This is a genomic window from Actinoplanes sp. NPDC021490, from assembly GCF_055562135.1.
Map to the genome: position 1 here is coordinate 734676 of NZ_JBVHFW010000002.1, position 25867 is coordinate 760542.

General features: G+C 70.9%; 24 protein-coding genes and 1 pseudogene. 14 read left to right on the plus strand and 11 right to left on the minus strand.

Annotated features, from left to right (window positions below; all coding sequences use genetic code 11):
* Window positions 1-2: 2 nt before the first annotated feature.
* Window positions 3-872, minus strand: a complete 870-nt coding sequence (locus ACZ3I4_RS07720; protein WP_465381072.1) for a family 43 glycosylhydrolase — start codon at window positions 870-872, stop codon at window positions 3-5.
* Between the two features lie 205 nt (window positions 873-1077).
* On the minus strand, window positions 1078-2223 hold the full coding sequence (locus ACZ3I4_RS07725) for an AI-2E family transporter (protein WP_465381073.1): 1146 nt from the start codon (window positions 2221-2223) through the stop codon (window positions 1078-1080).
* 149 nt (window positions 2224-2372) lie between these two features.
* Between ACZ3I4_RS07725 and ACZ3I4_RS07730 the strand changes: the two genes are divergently transcribed.
* From ACZ3I4_RS07730 to ACZ3I4_RS07740, 3 genes and pseudogenes are all read left to right on the plus strand, one after another.
* Window positions 2373-5402, plus strand: coding sequence for an ATP-binding protein (locus tag ACZ3I4_RS07730; protein WP_465381074.1), 3030 nt, complete (start codon window positions 2373-2375; stop codon window positions 5400-5402).
* Between the two features lie 509 nt (window positions 5403-5911).
* Window positions 5912-6853: pseudogene (locus ACZ3I4_RS07735) on the plus strand (ATP-binding cassette domain-containing protein); the annotation flags it as partial.
* A gap of 188 nt (window positions 6854-7041) precedes the next feature.
* Window positions 7042-7824 carry an ABC transporter permease gene (locus ACZ3I4_RS07740; protein ID WP_465381075.1) on the plus strand — a complete coding sequence of 261 codons (783 nt, stop codon included), beginning with the start codon at window positions 7042-7044 and terminating at the stop codon, window positions 7822-7824.
* A 173-nt stretch (window positions 7825-7997) separates the two neighbouring features.
* On the opposite strand, the gene ACZ3I4_RS07745 is transcribed toward ACZ3I4_RS07740, so the two are convergent.
* Entirely contained in the window at window positions 7998-8342 is a 345-nt protein-coding gene (locus tag ACZ3I4_RS07745; protein WP_465381076.1) for an MmcQ/YjbR family DNA-binding protein, read from the minus strand.
* Between the two features lie 123 nt (window positions 8343-8465).
* Here ACZ3I4_RS07745 and ACZ3I4_RS07750 point away from each other — a divergent pair, with 123 nt between their 5' ends.
* Window positions 8466-9158 carry a DivIVA domain-containing protein gene (locus ACZ3I4_RS07750; RefSeq protein WP_465381077.1) on the plus strand — a complete coding sequence of 231 codons (693 nt, stop codon included), beginning with the start codon at window positions 8466-8468 and terminating at the stop codon, window positions 9156-9158.
* Window positions 9159-9190: 32 nt separating this feature from the next.
* Window positions 9191-10012: a hypothetical protein gene (locus ACZ3I4_RS07755; protein WP_465381078.1), complete on the plus strand. Its 822-nt coding sequence runs from the start codon at window positions 9191-9193 to the stop codon at window positions 10010-10012.
* Here ACZ3I4_RS07755 and ACZ3I4_RS07760 read toward each other — a convergent pair.
* Window positions 10009-11451 carry an aldehyde dehydrogenase family protein gene (locus tag ACZ3I4_RS07760; protein ID WP_465381079.1) on the minus strand — a complete coding sequence of 481 codons (1443 nt, stop codon included), beginning with the start codon at window positions 11449-11451 and terminating at the stop codon, window positions 10009-10011. The genes ACZ3I4_RS07755 and ACZ3I4_RS07760 overlap by 4 nt on opposite strands.
* A 149-nt stretch (window positions 11452-11600) precedes the next feature.
* On the opposite strand from ACZ3I4_RS07760, the gene ACZ3I4_RS07765 reads away from it, so the two are divergent.
* Window positions 11601-12287, plus strand: coding sequence for a S1 family peptidase (locus ACZ3I4_RS07765; RefSeq protein ID WP_465381080.1), 687 nt, complete (start codon window positions 11601-11603; stop codon window positions 12285-12287).
* A gap of 7 nt (window positions 12288-12294) precedes the next feature.
* On the opposite strand, the gene ACZ3I4_RS07770 is transcribed toward ACZ3I4_RS07765, so the two are convergent.
* Entirely contained in the window at window positions 12295-12951 is a 657-nt protein-coding gene (locus ACZ3I4_RS07770; RefSeq protein ID WP_465381081.1) for a class I SAM-dependent DNA methyltransferase, read from the minus strand.
* Between the two features lie 385 nt (window positions 12952-13336).
* Between ACZ3I4_RS07770 and ACZ3I4_RS07775 the strand changes: the two genes are divergently transcribed.
* Entirely contained in the window at window positions 13337-14566 is a 1230-nt protein-coding gene (locus ACZ3I4_RS07775; RefSeq protein WP_465381082.1) for an LCP family protein, read from the plus strand.
* Here the strand turns inward: ACZ3I4_RS07775 and ACZ3I4_RS07780 are convergent.
* Window positions 14541-15329 (minus strand): class I SAM-dependent methyltransferase, encoded by a 789-nt coding sequence (locus ACZ3I4_RS07780; RefSeq protein ID WP_465381083.1) that lies wholly within the window; start codon window positions 15327-15329, stop codon window positions 14541-14543. The genes ACZ3I4_RS07775 and ACZ3I4_RS07780 overlap by 26 nt on opposite strands.
* A 169-nt stretch (window positions 15330-15498) precedes the next feature.
* Between ACZ3I4_RS07780 and ACZ3I4_RS07785 the strand changes: the two genes are divergently transcribed.
* On the plus strand, window positions 15499-15996 hold the full coding sequence (locus ACZ3I4_RS07785) for a hypothetical protein (RefSeq protein ID WP_465381084.1): 498 nt from the start codon (window positions 15499-15501) through the stop codon (window positions 15994-15996).
* A 4-nt stretch (window positions 15997-16000) separates the two neighbouring features.
* On the opposite strand, the gene ACZ3I4_RS07790 is transcribed toward ACZ3I4_RS07785, so the two are convergent.
* On the minus strand, window positions 16001-16957 hold the full coding sequence (locus ACZ3I4_RS07790; RefSeq protein ID WP_465381085.1) for a TIGR03885 family FMN-dependent LLM class oxidoreductase: 957 nt from the start codon (window positions 16955-16957) through the stop codon (window positions 16001-16003).
* 138 nt (window positions 16958-17095) lie between these two features.
* On the opposite strand from ACZ3I4_RS07790, the gene ACZ3I4_RS07795 reads away from it, so the two are divergent.
* The gene (locus ACZ3I4_RS07795; RefSeq protein ID WP_465381086.1) at window positions 17096-17815 is read left to right on the plus strand and encodes an MBL fold metallo-hydrolase; all 720 of its coding nucleotides are present in this window, start codon (window positions 17096-17098) and stop codon (window positions 17813-17815) included.
* Window positions 17816-17941: 126 nt separating this feature from the next.
* Window positions 17942-18898 carry an ABC transporter substrate-binding protein gene (locus ACZ3I4_RS07800; RefSeq protein ID WP_465381087.1) on the plus strand — a complete coding sequence of 319 codons (957 nt, stop codon included), beginning with the start codon at window positions 17942-17944 and terminating at the stop codon, window positions 18896-18898.
* On the opposite strand, the gene ACZ3I4_RS07805 is transcribed toward ACZ3I4_RS07800, so the two are convergent.
* A complete protein-coding gene (locus ACZ3I4_RS07805) occupies window positions 18861-19862 on the minus strand; it encodes a helix-turn-helix transcriptional regulator (RefSeq protein ID WP_465381088.1) in 1002 nt (333 codons plus the stop codon). The two genes, ACZ3I4_RS07800 and ACZ3I4_RS07805, sit on opposite strands and share 38 nt — an antisense overlap.
* A gap of 151 nt (window positions 19863-20013) precedes the next feature.
* Here ACZ3I4_RS07805 and ACZ3I4_RS07810 point away from each other — a divergent pair, with 151 nt between their 5' ends.
* Both ACZ3I4_RS07810 and ACZ3I4_RS07815 read left to right on the plus strand, forming a co-directional pair.
* Complete coding sequence (locus ACZ3I4_RS07810; protein WP_465381089.1) at window positions 20014-20778, plus strand: esterase/lipase family protein; 765 nt, start codon at window positions 20014-20016, stop codon at window positions 20776-20778.
* Window positions 20779-21054: 276 nt separating this feature from the next.
* A complete protein-coding gene (locus ACZ3I4_RS07815) occupies window positions 21055-21501 on the plus strand; it encodes a DUF6918 family protein (RefSeq protein WP_465381090.1) in 447 nt (148 codons plus the stop codon).
* A 70-nt stretch (window positions 21502-21571) separates the two neighbouring features.
* Here the strand turns inward: ACZ3I4_RS07815 and ACZ3I4_RS07820 are convergent, their stop codons facing one another.
* From ACZ3I4_RS07820 to ACZ3I4_RS07830, 3 genes are all read right to left on the minus strand, one after another.
* Complete coding sequence (locus ACZ3I4_RS07820) at window positions 21572-22264, minus strand: GNAT family N-acetyltransferase (protein ID WP_465381091.1); 693 nt, start codon at window positions 22262-22264, stop codon at window positions 21572-21574.
* Between the two features lie 98 nt (window positions 22265-22362).
* Complete coding sequence (locus ACZ3I4_RS07825) at window positions 22363-23313, minus strand: S-adenosylmethionine:tRNA ribosyltransferase-isomerase (RefSeq protein WP_465381092.1); 951 nt, start codon at window positions 23311-23313, stop codon at window positions 22363-22365.
* Between the two features lie 11 nt (window positions 23314-23324).
* Window positions 23325-23996, minus strand: a complete 672-nt coding sequence (locus ACZ3I4_RS07830; protein ID WP_465381093.1) for an SDR family NAD(P)-dependent oxidoreductase — start codon at window positions 23994-23996, stop codon at window positions 23325-23327.
* Window positions 23997-24119: 123 nt separating this feature from the next.
* On the opposite strand from ACZ3I4_RS07830, the gene ACZ3I4_RS07835 reads away from it, so the two are divergent.
* Both ACZ3I4_RS07835 and ACZ3I4_RS07840 read left to right on the plus strand, forming a co-directional pair.
* On the plus strand, window positions 24120-25241 hold the full coding sequence (locus ACZ3I4_RS07835; protein ID WP_465381094.1) for a GAF domain-containing sensor histidine kinase: 1122 nt from the start codon (window positions 24120-24122) through the stop codon (window positions 25239-25241).
* On the plus strand, window positions 25234-25866 hold the full coding sequence (locus ACZ3I4_RS07840; RefSeq protein WP_465381095.1) for a response regulator: 633 nt from the start codon (window positions 25234-25236) through the stop codon (window positions 25864-25866). The genes ACZ3I4_RS07835 and ACZ3I4_RS07840 overlap by 8 nt, the downstream gene beginning before the upstream one ends.
* Window position 25867: the final 1 nt, after the last annotated feature.

The window sequence follows — 25867 nt, forward strand, 5'->3', positions numbered from 1 at the left end:
GGCTACTTCGGGATGGCGGTGCCGTGGCGGCAACCGGAGCAGGACACGGCGGTCAGCCCGGTCCAGGTGTTGAGGTCGGTGCTGGTGGCTGTATAGATGCCGCCTCCGGTGCTGTAGCGGTCGACGTAGATGCGCCAGCTGCCGTCGTCCAGGCGGACCAGGGACGGGCCCTCGTAGCCCGAGGAGAACAGCCGGCCGCGGTTGATCCAACCGGTGGTGAGGCTCGCTGTGGTCGTCCAGTGCTCGATGTACTTGCCGGTCTCGTCCTTGGTGAACGCATGCCAGATGCTGCCGGACTTGACCACGTGCGTGTCGATGTGGTTGGTGCCGAGACCCCACATCTGCGCGGGCCCGCTCCAGGACGTGAGTGCGGTGTTCTGCGCGGTGTAGACGTACGGGCGGAAGCAGTTTGAACATGTGGTGGCCGCGACGCTCGTGATGATGCGGACGGTCCCGCCCTCGACGTAGAACTCCGGGGCCCAGGTGGATCGGGTGTTCGCGATGCCCGATGGGATGCTGGCGATGTTCGTCCAGGTTGTCAGGTTCGTGCTGCTGGCCACGTTGAAGTACGTCGAGTTCGTGGTCCAGGACTGCACGGTGTACGCGATGTAGTACCGGCCGTTGTACTTGAGGATGCTCGGATCGCGCAGGACGCCGGTCGGGCCGTGGAAGTTCGTGTCGGACAGCACGCTGTAGGTCGTTCCGCCGTTCGTCGACTGGTAGAGCCAGAGCTCCTCGTCGGCCTGGGCGTCGCCCTTGAACGTGGCATAGACGAGCGTCGTGGCCGCGTTCGCCGGGGCGGGGACGGTCAGGACGGCGACCGCACCGAGGAGCGCGGCCATCCAGCGGGCGAGCCGTCGTCGAGTCTTCATCGCACACTCCCTTGTTATCGCTAACACGTCACTGCAGAAGACGACCATGGGCACTCACAGCGACAGCCCTGCGTAAGAGTGAAGTTTCTGAATGTTTACGTTAACGTTGCCATGCTGTCAAGCATGAGTGGTGCGGGAGAGGCCGACGGCGGGCGGGCACGAAAAGGGGCACGCCACTGTGGCGTGCCCCAAGGGGAAGTGCTTGTCAGACCATCGACGGCTGTCCGCCTTCGGGGGCCGGATCTGGTGGGACGTCCGGCTCGGGGCCGGGCGCGGGCGGCGGAGATTCGTCGCTCAGCTGTTCGCGGATGTAGGTGTAGACGACCGACACCAGTGCCGCCACGGGGACGGCCAGCAGGCTGCCGATGATGCCGGCCAAGCCGCCGCCCAGGGTCACTGCCAGCAAAACCACCGCGGCGTGCAGGCCCAGGCCACGGCTCTGCACCATGGGCTGGAAGACGTTTCCCTCGAGCTGCTGTACGGCGACGATGATGGCCAGCACGATCAGCGCGTCCACCCAGCCCTGCGTGACCAGCGCGATCAGCACGGCCACCAAGCCGGCGAAGAGGGCGCCCACGATGGGAATGAACGCGGTGATGAACGTGAGCACGGCCAGCGGCAGCACCAGCGGGACGCCGACGATCCACAGTCCCAGGCCGATGAACACCGCGTCGAGCAGACCGACGAACGCCTGCGACCGTACGAACGCGCCGAGCGTGTCCCAGCTGCGGCTCAACACCGCCGGCACGTCTTCGGAGAGCCGGCCGGGCATCTGGCGGGACAGCCAGGGCAGGAACCGCGGCCCGTCCTTGAGGAAGAAGAACATCAGAAACAGCGCCAGTACGGTGGTGACCAGGCCGCTGACCACCGTGTTGAGACCGGTCAGCGTGTAGTTGACGATGCTGCTGGCCCGGCTCTGCAGTTCGGTCACGACCGTGTCGAACGTGTGGCTGATGTCGTCGTCGCCGAAGTTGAGCGGCGGGCCGGACGCCCATTCGCGCACCTGCTGGATGCCGTTGACCACGCCGTCGGCGAGCTCGCCGGACTGGCTGGCCACCGGCACGATGATGACGACCATGACGCCTGCCATGATCACCAGGAAGAGCACGGTGACGACGCCGGCGGCCAGGGCGGGTTTCCAATGCCACCGGTTGCGCAGGAAGCGCGCGATGGGCCAGGTCAGCGTGGTGATCAGCAGGGCGATCACGAGCGGCCAGATCACCGACCAGGCGCGGCCCAGCATCCACAGCAGCACGTACGCCATCAGCAGCACGACCAGTGTCTGCGCCGAGAGCACGGCTGTGGTGCGTAACGCGGACTTGGTCTTGTCCGCATTCAGAGAGGCAGGCATGCCGATCACCTTAGAGAGGGCTTGCCGTCCCCGCTGGACGACTCCCCCGAGATCACGCGACTTGGGACCGGGCCGTGTCCCTGCGCGGCAGCAGCCGACGGCCCGGGTGTGACTCGCTGCCGAAAACCGGCACCTACAAGAATGGACCCATGCCGTACGGGATCCTGGGTCCGACGCTCGCCGGCCGGTCCCCGGCGACCGGCGGTCTCCGGCTGCGCGCGTTGCTTGCGCGTTTGCTGCTCGACGCCGGCCGGATCGTGCCTCTCCCCCGGCTCATCGACGACATCTACGGCGACGATCCGCCGGCCGGCGCGGTCAACGCGGTCCAGTCCGGTGTCTCGCGACTGCGGCGTGACATTCCCATCTCGTACGACGGTTCCGGCTATCGCCTCGACGTCGAGCCGGACGAAGTGGACGTGCACCGGTTCGCCCGGCTCGCCGCGGATGGGCGCGACGCCCTGCGCCGGTCGGATTTCGCCGCAGCCTGCTCACACCTGACCGAAGCGCTCACCTTGTGGCGGGGAGAGGCCCTGGCCGACGTACGTTCGGCGCCCTTCGCGGCCGAGGCAGCCGGCCGTCTCGAGGAGGCGCGGCGGCAGGCCGTCGAGGACCGCGCCGAGGCCGGACTGGGCCTGCGGCCGTCGGGCGACGCCATCGACGAGCTGCGCGCCCTGCTCGCCGCGGCGCCGTTGCGCGAACACGCATGGGCCTTGCTCATGCGCGCACTCGTCGCCGGTGGCCGGCCGGCCGAGGCGCTCGCCGTGTTCGAGGAGGCGCGGCGGGTTCTGGCCGAGGAGTTGGGCGCCGACCCGTCGGCCGAGCTGATCGACGTGCACACCTCGGTGCTGCGGGGCCCGCCCGCACGGTCTCGCCTGCCCGCCCAGCTGACCAGCTTCGTCGGCCGCCATGACGAGCTGGCCCAGGTCGCCGCCGCGCTGCGCCGGGCCCGGCTGGTGACCCTGCTCGGCCCGGGCGGCGCCGGCAAGACCCGCCTGGCCGTCGAGGCGGCCACCCGGCACACCGGCTCCGAGGCGTTCCTGGTCGAGCTGGCCGCGACCGGCCCGGCCGACGCGCCGCAGGCCGTATCGGACGCGCCGCGGGCCGTATCCGATACGCCGCAGGCCGCCACGTTCGACGTGCCGCGGGCCGTGTCCGACCCGCCGCAGGCCGCCGAGTTCGACCTGCCACGGGCCGTATCCGACGCCCCGCAGGCCGTATCCGACGCGCCGCAGGCCGTATCCGAGGTGCCGCGGGCCGTGTTCGACGTGCCGCGGGCCGTTTTCGACGCGCTCGGGCTGCGCGAGACCGGCCTGCTCGACCGGCGCAGCGACGGCCCCGACACCGTCGGACGGCTGGTCGCGGCGCTGTCCACCCGGGACGTGCTGATCGTGCTGGACAACTGCGAACACGTCGTCGCCGCGGCGGCCGCCCTGGCCGCCCGGTTGCTGGCCGGCTGTCCGGGCCTTCGCATCCTGGCCACTAGCCGCGAACCGCTCGGGGTCACCGGCGAGGTGCGGTTGCCGGTCCCGGGGCTCGCGCCGGAGCCGGCCGTACGCCTGTTCGCCGATCGGGCGGCCGAGGTGGCGCCCGGGTTCACGCTGGACGCGAGCACTGAGCCGGCTGTGCGCAGCATTGTGCGTACGTTGGACGGGTTGCCTCTCGCCGTTGAACTGGCCGCCGCCCGGTTGCCTGTTCTGCCCGTGGACGAGCTGGCCCGGCGCGTCGGCGACCGGTTCCGGGTGTTGTCGCGCGGCAGCAGCACCGCCGCCGGGCGTCACCGCACGTTGCGGGCCGTGGTCGCGTGGAGCTGGGATCTGCTCACCGGGCCGGAGCGGATCCTGGCCGGCCGGTTCACGGTGTTCCGGGGCAGCGGCGGGCTCGACGCGATCGAGCAGGTGTGCGGGCTCGGCGCCGACACGCTCGACGTGCTCGACGGGCTGGTCGGCAAGTCGCTGATCGAACGGGATGGTTCGCGCTACCGCATGCTGTCGACGATCCGCGCGTTCTGCGCGGAACAACTGAGCGAACGTGACGCGCTCGTGCAGAGCCACGCCGCGTACTTTCTGTCGTTCGCGCAATCCGCCGATGTCCACTTGCGCGGACCCGAGCAACTCGAGTGGCTCGACCGGCTCGACGCCGACCGCGACAATCTGCATGCCGCCCTGCGCCACGGCTCCGAGACCGCCGGTCTGCGGCTGGTGGCGGCACTGTCCTTCTATTGGTGGCTGCGCGGGGCGCGCGGCGAGGCGTCGGCTCTGGCCCGCGAACTGCTCGACCGGGTCGGCCCGGTGGCGCCGGACGGGCTCGACGAGGAGTACGTGCTGTGCACGCTCAACGCCGGGCTGACCGGCCCGGTCGTCCCGGGCCCGCACCCCGCCCGCTATCTGGAGAACCTGGACCGGCCTCCGGCCCAGCCGTTCCTGCTCTATCTGTCGGCGATCGCGGCCGGTCCGCCCGCCGAACTGCAGGACCAGCTGCTCGAGATGCAGGACGCGCTGATGGCCCGGCTGCGGGCCTCGCCGTGGAGTGCGGCCCTGGCGTCGATCGGCGGCGGCTGGCTGGCCCTGTTCCAGGGGCAGTCCGAACGGGCCACGAACGATTTCGAGCAGGCGCTGGCGGGCTTCCGGGCGCTCGGCGAACGCTGGGGCATGATGCTGTCCCAGTCCGGGATCGCCGAGATGGCCCTCATGCGCGGCGACCACGCGGCCGCCCGCGCGCCCATGGACGAGGCGCTGCGCCTGGCGGCCGAGCTGCGTTCCTCGGTCGACCTGGCCGACCTGCTGCGCTCCCGCGGCGAGGCCCGCATGATCGGCGGCGACCACGAGGGGGCGGCGGCCGACTTCACCCACGCGATCGCCCTGGCGACCGAGTGCGGCGCGCCCGAACTGGCCGCGGCGTCACGAGCGGCCGAGGGCAAGCTGGCGCTGCGCATGGGCGACCCGGTGCGGGCCCGCGAACTCTGCCTGGCCGCGCTGGCCGAGTGCCCGTCGGGCTGGTACACCGCCGACGGCACCCGCCTGATCATCTATCTCGCGCTCGGCCGGATCGCCGAGGCCTTGAACGAGCCGCGGGAGGCGGCCCGCTGGTATCGGCGGGTGACCCCGGAGGCCCCCGGCCCGGACGGCGCCGGCATCGCCGCCGAGGCCGCCACGGCCCTGGCCGCGCTACCTCTCGACTGAGTTGCCTGAGGCGCCATTCATGACGGGGGTCGGCCTGCGGCGAGGTCCCGACTCGTCCGCGTGTGGCCCACGCGCGGGTCGGGTCCAGTCGTGAAACGCGCCCTGTCTCGGTGAAGTCGTGCCCCGGAAGCGAGACGGCCATCGCGTTGATCGTGAAGTCGCGGCGCTCGGCACAGGTGGGGATGGTTGCGTTGCCGAGTGCGGCTACGTGACCGGTTTCAGAGGTCGTTGTTCGCCATTGCCGTCCGACCGGAGCAGCGCAACCGCGGGGGTGATAACCCGCCACGACCCGTCCGAGCACTAGGACAGGCGAGCCGGCCGGAGAAACCGAGGCGGCGATGGCGCTGGAGTGCGAGCGTGGTAGCTCGCGGGACGCTCTGCCGTCTGGGGTAGCGAGTGACCTGGCGTGCGGCCTGGGACGGACGGGGTGCGCGGACGCTGACCGGGTTGGATGGTGGCGGTCAGCGGTTCGTGCGTGGTTGGTCAGTGGGCGGCGGCAAGCTCGCCGCATGACTGATACCGCCATCGTGGCCGAGGGGCTGCGGAAGAGCTATCGGGGTGTGGCCGCGCTCGACGGGTTCGGGCTGCGCGTGCCGGCCGGAACCGTCTGCGGGTTGCTGGGTCCTAACGGCGCGGGCAAGACCACGGCCGTACGCATTCTGGCCACGCTTCTGCGATTTGATGAGGGGCGCGTCGAGGTGGCCGGGGCGGACGTGGCCCGGCAACCCGGGCTGGTTCGCGAGCGGATCGCGCTGACCGGGCAGTATTCGGCGGTCGACGGCTCGCTGACCGGGCGGCAGAACCTCGTGCTGTTCGGTCGTTTGCAGCATCTCGGCCGCCGGGCGGCGCGGGAGCGGGCCGATGAGCTGCTCGAGCAGTTCGATCTTGTCGATGCGGCCGGGCGGTCGGCGTCCGAATACTCGGGCGGCATGCAGCGGCGGCTCGATCTTGCGGCCAGCGTGATCCGGGCGCCTCGGGTGCTGTTTCTCGACGAGCCGACCACCGGGCTGGACCCGCGCAGCCGCAATCAGGTGTGGGACACCGTACGCAAGCTGGTCGCCGCGGGCACCACCGTGCTGCTGACCACGCAGTATCTGGACGAAGCGGACCAGCTGGCCGACCGGATCTCGGTGGTCGACACCGGCCGGGTCGTCGCCGAGGGCACGCCCGACGAACTCAAGGCCCGGATCGGCGCCGACCGTCTCGAGGTCGTGATCCGCGACCCGGACCGGATGGCGGACACGGCGGCGATTCTGGAGCGGGTGACCGGGGCCGGGGCCGACGCCGATCCCGACACGCGGCGCCTGCGGGTGGCGGTCACCGACCGGGTGGACGCGCTGGTCGAGGCGGCTCGGGCGATGCGCGACGCCGGGATCGTCGTCGACGACCTGGGCATCCGGCGGCCCACGCTGGACGAGGCCTTCCTTCGCCTGACCGGCCATCACGCGGCGGACGCAGGCAAAGCTGCGAACGGCCGCAACGCCACGAACCCCCGCAACGCCACGAAGGCCCGCAACGCCACGAACGCCCGCAACGCCACAAACGCGGACGATGCCGCGGACGCCGACAGAAACGCGGACGCCAACCGAGCCGCGGATGACAACCGAGCTCCGGGCGACAACAGGAAAGAGGTGTCCCGATGACCACCGCCATCGCCGATGGGTGGGTCATGACCGGTCGCTATCTGCGGCACGTTGTTCGCGAACCCGAGCAGATCGTCATCTACTTCTCGTTGCCCATCATGTTCACACTTGTCTTCGGGTACGTGTTCGGCAGTGGCATGGCGGTGGGCGGGGCCAGTTACCGCGAGTTTCTGCTGCCCGGCGTTTTCGTGATGACCCAGCTGTACGGGCTGGGCGCAACCGCCACGGCCATCTCGCTCGACATCAACCGGGGGGTGGTCGACCGGTTCCGTTCGATGCCCACGGCCCGCTCCGCGCTCATGGTCGGCCGGAGCACCGCTGATCTCGTACGGGCTCTGATCGAAATGGCCGTGCTGCTCGTCTGTGGTGTGCTCGTCGGCTGGCAGGCGCACCGGGGCCTCGGGCCGGCCCTCGCCGCGATCGGCCTCATCCTGCTGCTGCGCCTGGCCCTGACCTGGGTCGGCATGTATCTCGGCAGTGTCGTGCCCAACCCGGACACGGTCAGCCTCATCGTCTTTCCGCTGGCGTTCCCGCTGACCGCGCTGTCCAACGTCTTCGTCGCCCCCGAGCAGATGCCGGCCTGGCTGGGCGCGATCTCGCAGTGGAACCCGATCTCGGCCACGGTGGCGGCGGCCCGGGAGCTGTTCGGCAACCCGGGTCTGGGCAGCGACGCCTGGCCGGCCGAGCACGCGATTTTGCTCGCCGTGGCCTGGCCGCTCGCCCTCATCGCGGTCTTCGCCCCGCTCGCGATCCGCCGCTACCGCCTGCTCGGCAAGTAACGCGAGAGGGAGGGGGTAGCGCGAGAGCGAGAGGTAGCACGAGAGCGAGAGGTAGCACGAGAGGAAGAGGCAGCCCGAGACGGAGAGGCAGCCCGAGACGGAGAGGCAGCCCGAGACGGAGAGCGAGCGGGGACACGGCGGCAGCCCCGCTCGTTCTGGTCAGCGGTTGCGAACTATTCGGGTGGGCGTCTCATGTCCCAGGCGTCTGTGATGAGTTCCTCCAGGCGCGCCACCGTTACGTGCGGGAGCCGGCACATCACCAGTGGTAGGCCGTCGTAGGAGGGGACCGTGAAGAAAAGGCCGGGTTCGCCCAGGACCAGTGCCTGCTTCTCGGCCTCGTCGCCGACGTAGAGGACGGCCACGTCGAGCCGGATGACGCGCGGCTTACCCGGCTCACGCTGGGGATATGACCAGACGAAGCCCCGATTGCCGACCCGGAAGTCGAAACCGTCGCTCTCGATCTCGACGGCGCCGGGCAGGGCGAGGGCCAATCGGCGTACGTCGTCGGCGTCGGCCACCGCAAGATCCTCTCGTGCCTGTCTGCTCGGCGACTGATGCTATGCCACGCCAAGCGGGACTCCAGGATCTGTGCGTAGTATGCGGCGGCACAGTTGTAACAGCAGGGAAAGTCGAGGAGCACGATGCCGCTAACGCCAGCCGACGTCCACAACGTGGCTTTCAAGAAGCCGGCGATCGGCAAGCGGGGGTATGACGAGGAGGACGTCGACGCGTTCCTGGACGAGGTCGAGCAGGAGCTCATCCGCCTCCTCGAGGAGAACCGCGCCCTTCACGATCAGGCGCAGCGTCCCGGCCCGGGTGGCCCGGCCGCTCCGGGGCCGAACAGCCGCGCGCTCGAGGCCGAGCTGTCCGACCTGACCGCCCAGCTGGGCCGGCTGCAGGAGGCCCGCGCCCGCGCCGAGCAGAACGCCCGCAGCATGCAGACGCAGCTGGAGCGCGCCCGCCGCGAGACGCCCTCGGGTCCGCCGCCGACGGCGTCCGACGCGGCCGACTCGCCGGTGCTGATGATGGCCCGCCGCACGGCCGACGACCACATGCGTGATGCCCGGGCCGAGGCCGAGACGCTCATCGAGGGCGCCCAGTCCGAGTCTGACAAGATCACCAGTGACGCCCAGCTGACCGCCAGCACGATCGAGACCGACGCGCGCCGCAAGCACACCGAGGCCATGAACGGCCTGGTCGACAAGCGGAACACGCTGCTCGACGAGATCGACAAGCTGGGCCGGCTCGCGCAGACCTATCAGCAGGCGCTGGGCGACCACGTTCAGCGTCAGCTGCAGGAGCTGGACAGCGCGTCGGGGCGTGACCTGGACTGATCCGGTGGCCCGCCGGGGTATCTTCTCATGCCATGAGGACGGTGAGCCGCCGCCTTGCGCTCTGGCGGGCTGATCTCGAGGGCGGCGTGTGCGCGGCCCCCGAGGAAGCGGCCGCGGAGGAAACCGGGCGAAGCGTACGCGTGGTGATCGAGCACCGCGGTCAGCACGACGAGTTCGACTCCGCGCTGCAGCAGGACGTCGAGTGGCAGTTCGCCGGGCTCACCTGGCCCGCCGACATCCCGCCGGGCACGTTCGTCACCGTCGAGTGGCACGAGCGCAAGGGCGAGGCGGTCATCCGCACCACGCCGCTCGAGGAGCCTCTGCGCGTCGACGGGGTGGAGTATTTCCACGAGTACGACCCCAAGGTCGTCACCCGGGACTCCCGTCCGGACAAGTCGAACCGGGGCGCGGTGCTGCACACCGTACGGAAGCTGGGCCGGGTCTTCGACGACGGCAGCGCCGTGCTGACCGAGGAGCTGCTGGCCCGGCGCTCGGGGCTGGGCCGTGGCCAGAAGGGCGCTTTCCTGCTGCGCAACGCGGTCGACCAGCTGATCCGCGAGGGTTTCCTGACCCGGGTCACCGGCAGCGTCGACTCCACCGGCCACCCGTCCTACCCGCCGGTCGACGGTCAGGCCACCGCCGACATGGTCTTCTACGCCCCGATGGTCGAGCCGATCCCGGTGGAGTCGAACCGCGGCGAGCACTGGGTGACCGGCTTCATCCGCAAGCTGCCCCGCGGCGCCCAGCCCACCCAGAAGCAGCTCGACCTCTATCACCAGGCGCGCAAGTTCCAGGACATCGGCCCCTTGCAGCCCGGCTACACGTTTGTGCAGAAGCACCACCGCAACGGCTAAGGGCCGCCGATGATCACCGTCTGCAGTTCGGTGAACGCCTCCATCGGATGGCTGCCGCCGACCCGGCCCAGGCCGCTGCCGGAGCCCGAGCGGCCGCCGAACGGCAGGTGGCTCTCCCAGTAGTTGGACGACTCATTGATGTTGACCCAGCCCGTACGGACGGCGTCGGCGAAGTCGAGCCCGGCCCGCAGATCACCGGTGTAGATGGCCGCGAGCAGCCCGTACGGGGAAGCGTTGGTCAGGGTGATCGCCTCGTCCAGGGAGCCGATGCCGACGATCGGCGCGACCGGCCCGAAGGTCTCCTCGGTGGCGACCAGGGCGTCGACCGGGACGTTGTCGAGCACGGTGGCCTGCCAGTACAGGTCGGTCGGGTGCGAGGTGTCCCGGCCGCCGCCGGACAGCAGCACAGCCCCCCGGTGCAGAGCGTCGGCGACATGGCCGTCCATTTTGGCCGCCACCCCGGCGTTGTTGAGCGGACCCATCGTGGTGGCGTCGTCGAAGGGGTCACCGAGCCGGATCCGGTCGTGCACGGCCGCGGTCAGGCGAGCGGCGAACTCGGCCCGCACCTCGTGGTGGACCAGCAACCGCTCCCCCGCCGTGCAGCTCTGCCCGGCACACAGGAAGCAGGCCGTCAATGCCCCCGAGACGGCCCGTTCGAGGTCGGCGTCGGCCATCACCACGACCGGCCCGTTGCCGCCCATCTCCAGCAGCGCCGCCTTGCCCGAGGCGGCGGCGGCCACCTTCCGGCCGGTCGCCGTCGACCCGATGAACGCGACCGCGTCCGTCCCGGGGTTGCGTGCGAGCTCGTCGCCGACCACCGGCCCCGGCCCGGTCACCAGGTTGAGCACGCCGGGTGGCAGGTCGGCGTCGGCCACGCAGCCGGCCAGCGCGACCGCGGCGACCGACGTGGACGGCGCCGGTGTCCACACGACCGTGTTGCCGGACGCGAGCGCGGGGGCGATCAGCTCGGCCGGCATCGTGTACGGCCAGTTCCACGGGGTGATCACGCCGACCACGCCGCGCGGGCGCCGGATCACCAGCGCCCGCTTGCCCGCCGAGGCCGAGTTGGGCAGCTGCCCGCCGAGCCGTTTGCCGTCCTCGGCCGCCATCCGCCAGTACGTGACCAGCTCGTCGACCTCGTCGTAGGCCTCGGCGCGCAGCGGCTTGCCCTGGTCGAGCGTGAGGATGCGGGCCAGGTCGTCGCGCCGCGACTCGATCACGCCGGCCACCCGGTGCAGCAGCTCGGCCCGCTCGAAGGCGGACCGGCGCGCCCAGCCGTCGGCAGCGCGCCGGGCGGCCGTGATCGCGGCCCGGGCGTCGTCGCGGTCCCCTTCCGGTACGCGGCCCAGCGTCTCGCCGGTGGCCGGGCTGGTCGCCGTGGTGGTCTCGTGCGAGCGGGCGGGCACCCAGGCGCCGCCAACGAACATCAGGTGATCCACGGGTCCACGCTATCGGCGGTCATCACACGGTGATAGGTGCGAAGTGGGCTTGTGCCGGGGCGGTGGGGCCGTCGTACCGTACTTCGACAGCCTTCGATCCGGGGCCGCAGCGGGGCGCCGGGCCGAACGACCCCCCGAAAGGAGTCGGCGTGCGTATTCGCATCGTCGTCGCTTCGCTTGCCACCGCCCTCACCGGCGCCCTCGCCATCCCCTCGGCCGCGCTGGCCGCCGTCGACGACCCGAGCACCAACATCATCGGTGGCAGCACGGTCTCGTCCGCGCCGTGGGCCGCCGCCGTGCTCAGCAACGGCAGCTTCACCTGCTCGGGCACGATCATCTCGGCCAACTACGTGCTGACCGCGCGCCACTGCATCTCGGGCACGATGTCGGTGCGGGTGGGCAGCGTGAACCGCACGTCGGGCGGCACCACCCGCGCGGTGAGCAGCACGTCGACCCGCTCCGACCTGGCGCTGATGCGGCTGGCCTCGCCGATCACCACGTCGTACATGCCGCTGTCGAGCGCGTACCCGCCGGTCGGCTCGACCAACTCGATCTACGGCTGGGGCATGACCTGCTACAGCGGCTGCAGCGCCTCGACGACGCTGAAGACCGCGACCGTGCAGGTCACCTCGACCAACCAGACCGACGCGTACGGCGGTCGCGCGATCGGCAGCACCCGGATCAACGGCAACGCGTGGCGCGGCGACTCGGGCGGCCCGCAGGTCTACAACGGCGCGCAGGTCGGCGTGGCGTCCACCGCGGACGGCACCAGCCGCCAGTACTACGGCAGCGTCGCCTACAACCGCGCCTGGATCACCTCGGTCGCGGGCGTCTGACCGGTTCCTACGCCGGTGGCGCGCCGGGATGGGTCCGGCGCGCCACCAGGTAGCCCTGCGGGGTCGACTCACCCTCGCCGCGCGGCCGGCTGCCCTGGAACACCAGCTCGCAGCCCGCGTCGTGCAGACGCTGCACCATCTCGGCGGCCGACAGCCAGTACGCGTCGAACTCGATGCCGACCGTGCGGCCGCCGCGAGTGAGGGTGCCGTCACCGTCCTTGAAGGCGCAGACGAGGTGGCCTCCGGGCTTGACCACGCGGGCCAGCTCGCCGAACGCCGGGTCGCGCGACTCGGGGGGCAAGAAGATCAGCGAGTACCAGCAGACGACGCCGGCCAGCGACGCGTCCGCGAACGGCAGGGCGCGAACATCACCCACCTCGTACGGGAAACCGGGATTGTCGCGGCGGGCAACCTCGATCATGCCGGGCGACAGGTCGATCCCGCGCGGCGTCACCCCCCGCCCCGACAGGTAGGGCAGCAGCCGGCCGGTGCCGCAGCCGACGTCGGCGACGTCCCGGCCCAGCCCGGCGGCCAGCGTCAGCTCGCAGAACAGGTCGAGCACGGCCCGTTCGACCGGCATTTCGGCTAGCAGGCCGGCCAGCCGCTCGGCGTAGAACTCGGCCAGCTTGTCGTGCGCTTCCCGCAACTCGTCCGTGGCATCCACGCCGGAACCCTACCGGCCGCCATTTCCTCCAAAACGTTCAGGCAGTTCCCAGAAATGGTCGCCGAACCATTTGGCATCGCCGCCCGCGAATGACATCCAGGATGAGCGTGGAAACCAAAAGCCCCCGAAATCGGGCAGCGGAGTGGGCGGTTCCTCGATCTCCGTCGAACAATGGACAAGACCGCTCGGCGCGATCGGACCGCTACCCAGCGTACGGAAAATCGCGGCTTTTGAATCCGAAACGTTGTCGCGGGGTTACCGCTTGTCCAGCAGGGTTGACTAATAGATCTCAAACCTATATCTGTTTCCACGGCGTTGAGCCCGGCGCGGGCGGTCTCCGTACTCGGAGTTGCCTAACGCCCGTGTCACGAGGGAGCTTTCACGTATGCCGCCAAAGACCGCCATGCCGGGCGATCGGGTAGTCCGCCAGCGCCGCAGCAATACTTACGGCGGCGGCGGAGGCGGCACCAGCTCCGGCTCCAAGGGCTCCTCCGGCAAAAAGCCGCCCAAGCGCCACAAATCACCACTCTGGGCCAAACTGCTGACCACATTCGGCGTCATTCTCGCCCTGGTCGGCGTGGGCGGCATCGTGGTCGTGAAGTACTTCCTGAATCAGCTGACGTCGAACATCCAGACCACGTCGAGCGTGCTCGACAACAACGGCCTGGGCAACAAGACCGTGCAGGCCGGCAAGCTGCCCGACGGCGCGATGAACCTGCTGATGCTGGGGCTCGACACCCGCACCGGCTGGGCCGACGGCGAGTCCCGGTCGGACACGATCCTGATTCTGCACATCACCGCCTCGCACGACCAGGCGTACATGATCTCCATCCCCCGCGACACCGTGGCCAAGATCCCGGCCGACGACAAGATGGGCTTCCGCGGCCAGACCACCAAGATCAACGCGGCCTATCTGTTCGGGTCGCAGGGCGGCCGCGGCTGGCAGGGCGGCGCGAAGCTGGCCACCAAGGCGGTCCACGAGCTGACCGGCATCGAGTTCGACGGCGTCATGGTGATCGACTTCAACGGCTTCAAGGGCATCCTCGAGGCGATGGGCGGCGTGCACCTGTGCGTCGACAAGCGCATGTGGTCGAGCCACTACGTGGTCAACGACGGCAAGGTCGAGTACGCCCACGGCAAGGACCCGACGTCGCCGCCGCGCAACGCGCTCTGGTTCGAGAAGGGCTGCCGCAACATGCAGCCGTGGGAGGCGCTCGAGTTCTCCCGCCTGCGGCACTCGACCAACGGCGACTACGACCGCCAGCGGCACCAGCAGCAGCTGCTGCGGGCGATGGCCAAGAAGGCCAGCAGCTCGGGCATCATGGGCAACCCGAACAAGGTCTCCAAGATTCTGGCCGCGGCCGGCAAGTCGCTCAAGATGGACACGCACGGCGTTCCGGTCGACAGCTTCATCTTCGGCCTCAAGGGCCTGGCCGCCGGCGACCTGATCCCGATCAAGACCAACGGCGGCACGTTCGCCGCGGGCGCCGAGGGTGGCGAGGGCATCAGCGACGACACCCGCAAGCTGTTCGAAGCGACCTCGGCCGACCGGCTGCCCGAGTTCCTGGGCCGCCACCCCGAGATGCTGATCAACGACGCGGCCGCCGCCTCCTGACGACCGCGGACCACGCGGGGATCCGCTGGACCGGCCCGCCCGGCTCCAGCGGGATCCCGTAGACCTCGGTCGCGCCCTGCTCGACGATCTCCCACTCCGCGGCCGGGAAGACCGCCGCGGTCTCGTCGGCGCCGAACCGCCGCGGCGCCCGCACCCCGGCCCGGATCAACCGGTCCACCAGCGGCGGCAGCCGGGTCGGCCGGGCCCCCTGGTCGAGCAGGTAGTCGAGCGGGTCGCCGGTGTGGTTGGTCTCGCTGAGGAAGAGCGTGCCCTGCCGCCCGAGCAGCGCGGCGACGTTGCGCGCCACCGCGAGGCGGGACGCGTCGTCCAGCACGTGGAGCACCCCGCGGATGTGCACGTTGGCGTCACCCAGCTCGTCGTGCAGCCGCTCCCCCAGCCCGGCCGCGCCGATGTCGGCGGCCCGGAAGGTGACCCGATCGTCGCCGGCCTCCGCCCGGGCGATGGCGGCCGCCGACCCGTCCACGCCGAGCACGCGAGGGGCCAGATCCTTCAGCGCGTACGTCCGGCGGCCGGACCCGCACCCGAGGTCGATCATGGGCAGACCGGCCGTGGCGTGCCGGCTCAGCGCCGAGGCGAGGCGCTCATGCTCGGCCGGCTCGTCGGCCTCCCACAGCACGTCGCCGCCGGGGCCCGTACGGGAAACGCCGCTCCAATAGCGATCCCACGCGCGGGACTGGTCGCGGGGTGCGCCGAGCGCGGTCAAAGTCAGGCGGGGGATCAACAAGTACTTGCGCCAAGCCACCGCGTCATCCTGCCGGTCGTCACTCGCGGTGGCCAGAGCGTGGCGACCGGGCACCGGAAACAGTGCTTGATCGATCTGCCTACGAGTGAATCCGTCGTCGCGGACGGCAATGACATTCAATTACGCACCGAGATCGGGCCGTAACAATACGCGGGTACGGTCCCGTCCCATGATTCGGCGGAGTGGCCTGGCCACGGTCGGTATAGCGATGGTCATCGCTGTTTCGGGCTGCGGTTCGGACAGTGACAACGAGATGGTTTTCGGTGGCGACCCGGTGACGCTGTGTGTACGGCTGCCGCAGGAGGCCTCCATGGTGGTCGGCGAAGTGGTGCGCGCCCCGGCCGGCGCCGACCTCGTCGTCCAGAAGATCGAACTGGCCGACGCCAGGAACGTCACCATCGGCAAGACGTTCATCGTGCCGCTCGGCAGCGGACGCACCCCGATCGCGAGCGCCGCCTATCCCCCGGCGGCCAACTCGACCTGGGCGGCCCGGATGCCCGCCGAGAACGCGACGATCCGCGCCGGCGAGGAGGCGAACCTGCTCGTCGTGGTGGAGCGGAAAGGCGCTCTCGACGGGTCGGCGTCGGGCATGCGGATCGACTGGCCCGGCGGTTCCAAGACCAACACGACCACGTACCAGTTCCGGACCGCCTGCGGCGGGGCCTGAGGCGTCAGCGCAGGGCCGGCAGGACCTTGGCCCCGAACGTCTCGATGAACGGGGCGAGGTCCTGCCCGACGTGGTGCAGATAGATGCGGTCGAAGCCGAGCGCCGCATAGCCGCGCAGCTTCTCGATGTGCTCCTCGAGGTCGGCCGAGATGTTGACGACCTTGCCGACCTGCTCGACGGTGACGTTCTCGGAGACGACGTCGAAGTGGTCGACGGTCTCGAGGTCCCAGCAGATCGGCGGCGGGAAGATGTTGCTGCGCCACTGGTCGTGCGCGATCGCCTCGGCCTCGTGCTGCGTCGGCGCCCAGCTCAGGTGCACCTGCAGGCACACCGGACCGCGCCCGCCCGCGCCGCGATACTGCTCGATCATCGCGCGCAGGTGATCCTCGGGCGCGTTGACCGTGACCAGACCGTCGGCCCAGCGCGCGCACCAGGCCGCGGTCTTGGTGCTCACCGCGGCGCCGATCAGCGAGGGCGCCGTGTCGGGCCGGGTCCACAACCGGGCCCGGTCCACCTTGACCAGTCCGTCGCGGGTGACCTCCTGGCCGTCCAGCAGGTCGCGGATCACGTCGACGCACTCGAGCAGCCGGGCCTCGCGAACCTCCTTGCGCGGCCACGGTTCGCCGGTGATGTGCTCGTTGCTGTATTCGCCGCTGCCCAGCGCGGTCCAGAACCGGCCCGGATACATCGAGCCGAGCGTGCCGATTGCCTGCGCGATGATCGCCGGGTGGTACCGCTGGCCGGGCGCGTTGACCACGCCGAACGACAAGTTGGTCGCCTGCAGCGCCGCCCCCAGCCACGACCAGGCGAAAGCCGATTCACCTTGCCGGCTGCTCCACGGCGAGAAGTGATCGGAGCACATCGCGGCTTCGAAGCCGGCGCGTTCCGCCGCCACCATGGCGGCCAGCAACTCGGCGGGCGGGATCTGCTCGTGCGAGGCGTGGATTCCGTACTCCGTCATGCCAGCTTCTTACCCCGCCACACCACAGGTTTACTCCGCCTTCAGCAAACCCTCAGCCGGACGGGCCGCCGGACAAGAATCGGATACGAAGGGCGGCATCCGGTGGCGATCACCCACCCGGCCGGACCAGCATCGGGTATGCGGATCAGTCGAAGGCTCCTGTTCACGGCCGGCTCCGGGGTCATCGGCGTGGCCGTCCTCAACGCTTGTTCCGGCTCCAGCGACTCCAGCGACTCCCCGCCGGCGAGCACGGCGCCGAGCGAAGAGCCCCGCAGCGGGGGCTGGCAACGGGTCAACCTGTCGTTCGTCTCGGCCTATCTGCTCGTGCGCGGCAACGACGCGGCCATCGTCGACCTTGGCACGGGCGGCTCGGCCGACGCCATCGGGCAGGCGCTCACCGCGGCCGGCAGCAGCTTCTCGGCCGTACGCCACGTGATCCTCACCCACAAGCACGACGACCACGCGGGCGGGCTCAGCGGCGTCGCTCCCCAGACGACCAACGCCAAGATCTACATCGGGCAGGCCGACGTCTCCGGTGTCACGTCGGAGAAGCAGCTGACCGCACTCAAGGACGGCGACGAGGTGTTCGGCCTGCAGGTCGTCGGCACGCCGGGCCACACCGCCGGGCACATCTCCATCTTCGACCCGTCGACCGGCACCCTCTGCTCGGGCGACGCGCTCAACAACAACAGCGGGCTGGCCGGTTCCGACCCGCAGTACACCGAGGACGAGGCCCAGGCCGCCGCCTCGGTCAAGAAGCTGGCCGGTCTGGACATCCGGACGATCCTGCCGGGCCACGGCGACCCGGTCACGTCCGGCGCCGCCGACGCCCTGCGCAAGCTGGCCGCCTCGCTCTGAGGACCCCGATTCACGGGGAGACCCGGGCAGACATTGAAATTTCCCTTTACGCACGACCCCGGAGAGCGATTGATCGTGTACTTTTCGCCGGGCGGCCGTTGCGCCGCGTAGCCCGAGGAGTACACCATGCGCCGGATCCTTGCCGCCGCCACCGCCGTGATGTTGATGATCAGCACGGCGGCCTGCACCGATAAGGACGACGACGCGGCCGCGGCGGGCGCGGCGACCAGGATCAGCGTCGGCGTGATCCCGATCATCGACGTGGCGCCGATCTACCTCGGCAAGCGGAAGGGCTTCTTCGCCGCCCGGGGCATCGACCTGACGCTCTCGCCGGAGCAGGGCGGCGCGGCGATCGTCGACGGCGTGCTCGGCGGCAAATACCAGTTCGGCTTCAGCAACGTGACCTCGCTGATGGCGGCTCAGGCCGGGGGCGCCCCGCTGAAGGCGGTGGCGGCCGGCGTGTCGTCGAACGGGCGGCCGGGCCGCGACTTCTCGGCGATCGTGGTGGACGACGACAGCCCGATCCGTTCGGCGCGCGAGCTGGGCGGCAAGCGGATCGCGGTCAACACGCTGAAGAACCTGGGCGACACGACAGTACGGCAGTCGGTGCGCCGGGCCGGCGGGAAGGCCGACAATCTGGCGTTCCAGGCGATGCCCTTCCCGGCCATGCCCGGCGCGCTGCAGAGCGGCAAGGTCGACGCGGCCTGGGTGGTCGAGCCGACGCTGAGCGCCGTGCTGACCCAGGGCGGGCGGGTCCTGGCGTCGAACTTCGTGGACACCGCGCCCGACCTGACCGTGGCGCTCTATTTCACCAGCCAGGGCACCATCACGGCCAAGTCCAAGCTGGTCACCGACTTCACCGAGGCGATCCGGCAGTCCCTGCGGTACGCGGCGGCCCACCCCGACGAGGTGCGCGACGTCGTGGGCACGTACACGCAGATCACCGAAACCGTGCGGATCGCGATGATCCTGCCGACCTGGCCCGAGGACATCAACCGCCCGTCGATCCAGCGGGTGGCGACGCTGGGCGAACGGGACGGCATCTTCAGCAAGGCTCCGGTGCTGGACCAACTCCTGCCCTAGGGTTCGCCCGGCCGATCACGGGTGATTCACCGAAGGCATCACGGTAGGCGGCGGCGAAGCGGACCGGCCGGGGAAAGCCCCAGCGCAGCGCCACCGCGGCCACGGTCGTGCCGTCACCGGGGTGGGCGGCCCGCAGGTCGGCCCGGGCCCGTTCGAGCCGCACCCGGCGCAGGGAGGCCAGCGGCGCGAGGTCGTAGTGGCGGCGAAAGGCGGCCTGCAGTGCCCGCGGGTTCACGTCGGCGGACGCGGCGATCTGGGCCACGGTCAGCGGGCGCTCCGCGTTGGCGTCCATGAATTCCAGGGCGCGCCGCACGACGGCCGGGCGGGAGTGCCCGCCGGTCGGCATCCGGGCGACGGTCATGGTGGTGTTGGGGAACGAGCGCAGCAGGGCGGCCGCGGCCAGCCGCTTCATCTGCGCGGCGAGCAGCGGCGGGATCTCGCGCCCGGGATCGTGCAGGTGGCCGGCGAGGAAGGCGACCGTGGCCGACCAGTTGTCGCGCTTGGCGGCGGTCAGCGGGCGTACGGACAGAAAGTGCAGCTCGCCCGCGGGCAGGCCGGTGAGCTCCTCGGCGAGGTCGGCGACGAACGCGGCCGGGAGGCGTACGAGCGCCTTGTCGGGATCGAAGTTCTCGAAGTCGAGGGTGCGGCCGAGCGGATAGACGAAACCGTCGCCGATCCCCATGCCGAAGTCCTCGTCACCGGTCCGCATCGTGCCGTGCCCGCCGCGCCACACGCCCGCGATCAGGGTCTCCGACGGTTCCACGATCGAGCGGTAGCGGACGCCGTCGAACTTGACCCGATCGACTCCCCACTCCGGAAGGCCGACGGAGAGCACCGAGAATTCCACGGCCTCCGGGCGGGCCACACGCAGGCGTGGGCGGTGCACGGCGATCCGCATCATCGCCTCGACCGCCGTGTCCTGGTCCCTGGTTCGTATCTCGCTGCGTACCGGGCCGTCCGGCATCGCGATCCCCTCCCGGTCCGAGTCTGATTATTACGTTTCACCGGGGCACCATGTTCAAACGATTGCCCCAGGGATCGAGAAGCACGGCGATCGAGAGGCCGGGCCGCGCGTTCGGCTGAGCGGCGACCCGGGGCTGCGGCATGATGATCTGGTGCGGTGGTGGCTGCTGGGAGCGGCCGGACTGGTGGCCGTCGTGTTGCTGGCGCTGGTCGGGGTTCGGGTGCTCGGCGGCGACCAGGACGACGGCCCGCGGCCCGATCAGGCGCAGCCGGGCCCCGTTCTGCTCGTCCCCGGCTACGGCGGCGGCCGCACGGCGCTGACCAAGCTGGCCGGGCGGCTCACCGCCGAGGGGCACACGGCCACCGTGCTGACGTTGCCCGGCGACGGCACCGGCCCGCTCGAGGAGCAGGCGGGCATCCTCGACGCCGCGGTCACCGAGGCCCTCGGCGCGGGCGCCCCGAGCGTCGACGTGGTCGGCTATTCGGCGGGCGGCGTGGTCACGCGGCTCTGGGTCGCCGAGCACCGCGGCGCGGAGAAGGCACGCCGGGTGGTGTCGCTCGGCTCGCCGCTGCACGGCACCAGGCTGGCCGGGCTGGGCGCCACCTTCGCCCACGACCAGTGCCCGGCCGCCTGTCAGGAGCTGGCTCCGGGCAGCGACCTGCTCGCCGGCCTCGACGACCGGCTGCCCGCACGGCTGCCCTGGCTGTCGATCTGGACCACGAACGACGAGACCGTGCAGCCGCCGGACTCGGCCCGCCTGGACGGCGCGATCAACCTGGCGCTGCAGTCGCTCTGCCCCGCGGCCCGGACGACCCACGGCGGGCTGCCGACCGACCCGTACGTGACCGCGCTGGTCATCGACGCGCTCGCCGCCGAGCCGATGACCGAGCCGGCGAGCTGCCCGGCGGTGCCGTAAACCCGCGGACTTCGCCCGGCGGGTGCTGTCCCACGCCGACGAGAGACCGTGCACGCAGTGTCACCGGCTCGAATACCTTCGCCTCCCGGCCTAGCAGACGTCGCAGCGGCGCGCGACCCCGAAACACCGGCTGGACGGACCATCCGAAACACCGATCAGACGGAAGATCGTAGCCACGCCGGGGCATCTCACGAGACGGGAGAGGCAGGAGTTGAAAGTGATTCTTCATTGAGTAGTCTGCTGGCCGTCGTCTTGTGATGAGGAGCGCGCACACCCATGGTTTCCAACCTTCTTGACCTTTCCGCGAACCCGGCCACGAAGGAGGCCATCGTCAAGGACGCCCAGGCTCTGGTCGAGTCCGAGCTCGCCAGCAAGTCGGGCCTGTCGGCCGGTGCCGTCAAGCTCGCCTACAAGGCGGTCACCTCGTTCGCGCCCGGCTACTACGTCGAGACCCTGAACATCATGGTCCCGTCGATGCTCGAGCAGCTGCAGCCGTTCTGGGCCGACTACCAGGTCGCCGGCGGCGGCTCGTTCGGCGACTACCTGGTCAAGCGCCAGGACGAGGTCACCCCGGCCCTGCTGAAGGTCACCGACGACATGGCCCACTCCTCGGAGAAGGCCGTCGTCGTCAAGGCGTACAACACCGTCCGCGGTGGCGCGTCGAAGCACATCGAGGCCGCCCTGCCGGCTCTCGGCACGCTGGTGGAGAAGTACGCCGCCTGATCGGCTCGGTGAAAGGGGCCGCCCCTCGGGGCGGCCCCTTTCCGCTTTCTACGGCAGCTTGAGGGTCGTCTTAGCGCGCGGCCGCCCGATAGGCGTGGAAGTTGATGTCGCGGCGGTGCCGGAACCCCATCGCCAGATAGAGCCGGATCGCGTTCTCGTTGGTGCCTGCGGCGTGCAGGAAAGGTGTCTCGCCCCGCTCCCGGATGCCGGCCGCGACGGCCCGCACGAGCCGGTTGGCCAGGCCCTGGCCCCGGTACGCCGGGTCGGTGCAGACGGCGCTGATCTCGGCCCAGCCCGGCGGGCGCACCCGCTCCCCGGCCATCGCCACGAGCGCTCCCCCGCGGCGCAGGCCCCGATAGCCGCCCAGCTCACGGGTGCGCGGGCCGAACGGGCCGGGCCGGGTGCGGGCCACCAGGTCAAGCATCTCGGGCACGTCGGCCTCACCCAGAGGGACGACCTCGGGGTCGGGAGCGGCGATCAGACCCTCGCCGGTCAGCTGCACACCCTTGCCCCCGCCGACCAGCTCCCAGCCGGGGACGGGACCGTCCGGCGCCGCGGGCATCAGGACGGTGCCGCCCGGTTCGACCAGCTCGGCCAGGTCGGCCCAGGCGGCGGGATCGGCCGGGTCGGCGACGGCCACGAACGGGGAGACCTCGGGCCGGTAGCGCGCGGCCTGACCGCGTACGTCGGCGAAAGGTCTTTGCGGGCCGGTCAGGGCGGACCAGACGGGGTTGTCGAGCACCGCCCGATCCACGGTCGTCATGTGTGGGTTCCCTCTCGCCGCCGGAACTCCTTCCTACCGCTCGCCGACCCGGCCGAGCGGCTAACGAGGCAAGAGTGTGACCGGCCGCATATAGGCCGTCAGCGCAGGAGTAAATGGACATCGCCGAATTCGTGCCACAAATAGCGTTCCCGCAAAGCTGACGCGTAGCTGGCCCGCAGGGCGGCCTCGCCCGCGACGGCGGTGAGCATCTTGAGGTGCGACGCGCGCGGCTCGTGCAGCCCGGTGAGCAGGCCGTCGACAGTCCGGATCGGGTGGTCCGGCTCGATCACGAGTTCGGTCCAGCCCTCGCGCGTCCCCGTTTCCAGGGCCCGGACGACCGTCGTGCCGACCGCGATCACCCGGCCGCCGTTCGCGCGCACGTGTGAGATCAGCCGGGTCGTCGAGGCGGGCACCCGGAACCACTCCGGGTAGGGCGGCTCGTCCACCTCGGCCGAGGCCACCCCGGTGTGCAGCGTGATCGGGGCGACCAGCACGCCCCGGCCGGCCAGCGCGGAAAGGACCGCCCCCGTCAACGGCCTTCCCGCGCTGGGCATCTCGGCGCTGCCGGGCTCGGTGGCGTACGCGTTCTGATAGGTCTCGATCGGCCAGTCGCGGTCGGTGTAGTCGTACCGGATCGCCGTGCCGTGCCGGGTCAGATAGCTCACGCGGTTGCCGGGAACGTCGGCCGCCGCCACCCACAGCCGCGACGTGAACGGGCGCAGGAGCGTCAGCGACCCCTCGGGCACCCGCAGGCGCAGACCCGGCCGGGCGGCGTCGAAGTCCCGCGGCTCGACGAGCCAGGTGCCGTCGGGTTGTTCGGTCGAGACGTGCACGCGTACGCCGTCCAAGGTCCGGATCGCTGCCGGAAGCGTGGCCGAGTTGTTGACCACCAGCAAGTCGCCCGGGTCGAGCAGGCGGGGCAATTCGGGAAACCGGTGGTGGCTGACCGTCGTGCCGCGGCTCACCATCAGCCGTACGCCGTCGCGTGCCACACCCCGGGCCTCGGCCGGTGATCGCGCCTCGAGACCGGCCGGCAGTTCGAAATCCACAGTGGTCAGCATCATCGGGCCACGTACCTCCCCGACTCCGGCCGCTCGTCGAGCAGCGTGAGGAAGAACGGCACCACCGCCGAGGGCAGCGGCCGGTCCGAGATGTCCTCCCCCGGGAAGGCCTCCTGCTGCAGCCGCGTCCGCAGGTCGCCGGGATCGACCGACCACACCCGCACCCCGGGTTCTTCCTTGGCCAGCACCCGGCTCGCATGGTCCAGCGCGGCCTTCGCGGCGCCATAGCCACCCCAGCCCTCGTACGCCTCCACGGCCGCGTCGGAGCTGATGTTGAGGACCGCGCCCCGCTCCGATTGGCGCAGCTGGGGCAGCAGAAGCTGGGTGAGCGCGATCGGGGCGAGCACGTTGACCTCGAACGTGTCGAGCAGCGCGGGCAGCGGGAAGCCGGCCAGTGCGGGCGGTGGGCTGCCGCCGAGGGTCGACGCGTTGTTGATCAGCAGGTCGGCGCCGCCCAGCTTGTCCGCGGCCGCCGCCAGCTCGGCCCGGTGATCGTCGTCGACCACGTCGCCCGCGATCGCCACGACGTTCTCCAGCGATGCCGCGACAACCTCCAGGTCTTTCCCCGTACGGGCGTCGATGACGAGATTCCATCCGGCGGCCGACAGTCCCCGGGCGAGGGCGGCGCCGAGTCCCTGCGAGGCTCCGGTGATCACTGCTGTCTGTGTCATGTCCCGACCCTGCTCGCCGGCACCCCTGTCCGGCCTCGGCCCAGGGTCGCCTTCCCGACCGGACCTTGGTCCTAGGACCATCGGCCCAGGGTTTTCCGCGCGCGCCCTGGCTAGGGTGGGCCCGTGGCCCTCGAACCCCTGCACACCGCGCGCCGGTTGTCGGCGGCCGTGCTGGCCGTGAGCAATCAGCTCACCGTGCCCGAGGTGTTGCAGACCATCGTCGACACCGCCCGCGAGCTGGCCTCGGCCGAGTACGCGGCGCTGGGCGTCCCCGAGGAGGGCGGCGCGTTCGCCCAGTTCCTCGTGTCCGGTGTCCCGGCCGAGCAGCAGGCGGCGATCGGCCCGCTCCCCCGGCAGCACGGTTTCCTGGCCGTGATGCTGCACGAGCCGCGGGCCCAGCGCCTCGACGACATCCGGGCCGATCCGCGCTTCGCCTGGTGGCCGTCGGCCCATCCGGTGCTCGAGGCGTTCCTCGGCGTGCCGATCACCAGCGGCGACGAGATCCTGGGCGCGCTCTATCTGGCCAACAAGCCGGGCGGTTTCACCGACGAGGACGAGGAGCTCGTGGGTGTCCTGGCCGCGCACGCCGCGATCGCGCTGACCCACGCCCGCCTGTACGCGCGCAACCGCGAGCTCACGATCGCCGAGGAGCGGGCCCGGATCGCCCACGACCTGCACGACGCGGTCGCCCAGCGCCTGTTCGGGCTGCGTCTCACCGCCCAGGCGGCCGACCTGCTGATCGACCGGGATCCGGTGGCGGCCCGGGCCCGGCTGGCCGAGGTGTCGACGCTGGCCCGCGAGGCCGCCGAGGAGCTGCACGCGGCCGTGCTCGAGCTGCGCCCGGCCCGCCTGGAAGAGGACGGCCTGCCCGACGTGCTGCGCAAACAGGTGCAGATTCTGGACCGTGCGTCCGGCGTCGGCGGCCCGCGGCTGGTCTATCGCGAAACCGATCCGGCGGTGCTGCCCCCGGCCCAGCAGACAGTGATGCTGCGGGTGGCTCAGGAGGCCCTGCACAACGCCGTACGCCACGCCGGCGCCCGTCTGATCTCGGTGAGCCTGGCCGGTCCGGTTCTCGAGGTGGCCGACGACGGCACGGGCTTCGACGTCGACGAGACCGTCAAGGCGGGCCGCAGCCTGGGTTTGCGCTCGATGCGCGACCGGGCCTGCGCGGTGCGGGGCAAGGTCACGATCACGTCGTCGCCCGCGGCCGGCACGGTCGTGCGGCTGGAGGTGCCCGGTGTCTGAGATCCGCGTGCTGATCGTCGACGACCATCCCGCCGTACGGCGTGGGCTGCGGACTTTTCTCGAACTGGCCGGGGACATCACGGTGGCCGGGGAGGCGGCGGACGGCCCCACGGCCCTCGACCTGGTCGAGCAGACCCGGCCCGACGTGGTGCTGCTCGACATGGTGCTGCCCGGCACGGACGGCGTCGCGGTGCTGCAGGAACTGCGCCGGCGAGCCTTGCCGGCCAAGGTCCTGGTCGTCACCAGCTTCACCGACCGGGCCCGCCTGGTGCCCGCGGTCCGGGCGGGCGCCCGCGGCTACCTGTCCAAGGACGTCGACCCCAACGCGCTGGTCGCCGCCGTCCGCTCGGTGCACGCCGGCCACCTGCTGCTCGAACCGGACGTGGCCGCCACCCTGCTCGGCGCCCCCTCCGACACACCGGCCCTGACCGCCCGCGAACGCGACGTGCTCGCCTTGATCGCCGACGGCCGCTCGAACCGCGAGATCGCCCGCGCCCTGGTCGTGGCCGAGAAGACGGTCAAGACCCACGTGTCCAGCATCCTGATGAAGCTCGGCCTGGCCGACCGCACCCAGGCCGCCCTGCACGCCGTACGCACGGGCCTGGTCCCCGACGACCACCAGTAAG

Bases quoted from the DNA above. Each gene is read 5' to 3' on its own strand.
- ACZ3I4_RS07815 (WP_465381090.1), top strand. From the start codon at position 21,055: ATGGTTTCCAACCTTCTTGACCTTTCCGCGAACCCGGCCACGAAGGAG.
- ACZ3I4_RS07785 (WP_465381084.1), top strand. From the start codon at position 15,499: ATGATTCGGCGGAGTGGCCTGGCCACGGTCGGTATAGCGATGGTCATC.
- ACZ3I4_RS07805 (WP_465381088.1), bottom strand. From the start codon at position 19,862: ATGCCGGACGGCCCGGTACGCAGCGAGATACGAACCAGGGACCAGGAC.
- ACZ3I4_RS07750 (WP_465381077.1), top strand. From the start codon at position 8,466: ATGCCGCTAACGCCAGCCGACGTCCACAACGTGGCTTTCAAGAAGCCG.
- ACZ3I4_RS07795 (WP_465381086.1), top strand. From the start codon at position 17,096: ATGCGGATCAGTCGAAGGCTCCTGTTCACGGCCGGCTCCGGGGTCATC.
- ACZ3I4_RS07830 (WP_465381093.1), bottom strand. From the start codon at position 23,996: ATGACACAGACAGCAGTGATCACCGGAGCCTCGCAGGGACTCGGCGCC.
- ACZ3I4_RS07740 (WP_465381075.1), top strand. From the start codon at position 7,042: ATGACCACCGCCATCGCCGATGGGTGGGTCATGACCGGTCGCTATCTG.
- ACZ3I4_RS07725 (WP_465381073.1), bottom strand. From the start codon at position 2,223: ATGCCTGCCTCTCTGAATGCGGACAAGACCAAGTCCGCGTTACGCACC.
- ACZ3I4_RS07790 (WP_465381085.1), bottom strand. From the start codon at position 16,957: ATGACGGAGTACGGAATCCACGCCTCGCACGAGCAGATCCCGCCCGCC.
- ACZ3I4_RS07720 (WP_465381072.1), bottom strand. From the start codon at position 872: ATGAAGACTCGACGACGGCTCGCCCGCTGGATGGCCGCGCTCCTCGGT.
- ACZ3I4_RS07820 (WP_465381091.1), bottom strand. From the start codon at position 22,264: ATGACGACCGTGGATCGGGCGGTGCTCGACAACCCCGTCTGGTCCGCC.
- ACZ3I4_RS07730 (WP_465381074.1), top strand. From the start codon at position 2,373: ATGCCGTACGGGATCCTGGGTCCGACGCTCGCCGGCCGGTCCCCGGCG.
- ACZ3I4_RS07755 (WP_465381078.1), top strand. From the start codon at position 9,191: ATGAGGACGGTGAGCCGCCGCCTTGCGCTCTGGCGGGCTGATCTCGAG.
- ACZ3I4_RS07800 (WP_465381087.1), top strand. From the start codon at position 17,942: ATGCGCCGGATCCTTGCCGCCGCCACCGCCGTGATGTTGATGATCAGC.
- ACZ3I4_RS07775 (WP_465381082.1), top strand. From the start codon at position 13,337: ATGCCGCCAAAGACCGCCATGCCGGGCGATCGGGTAGTCCGCCAGCGC.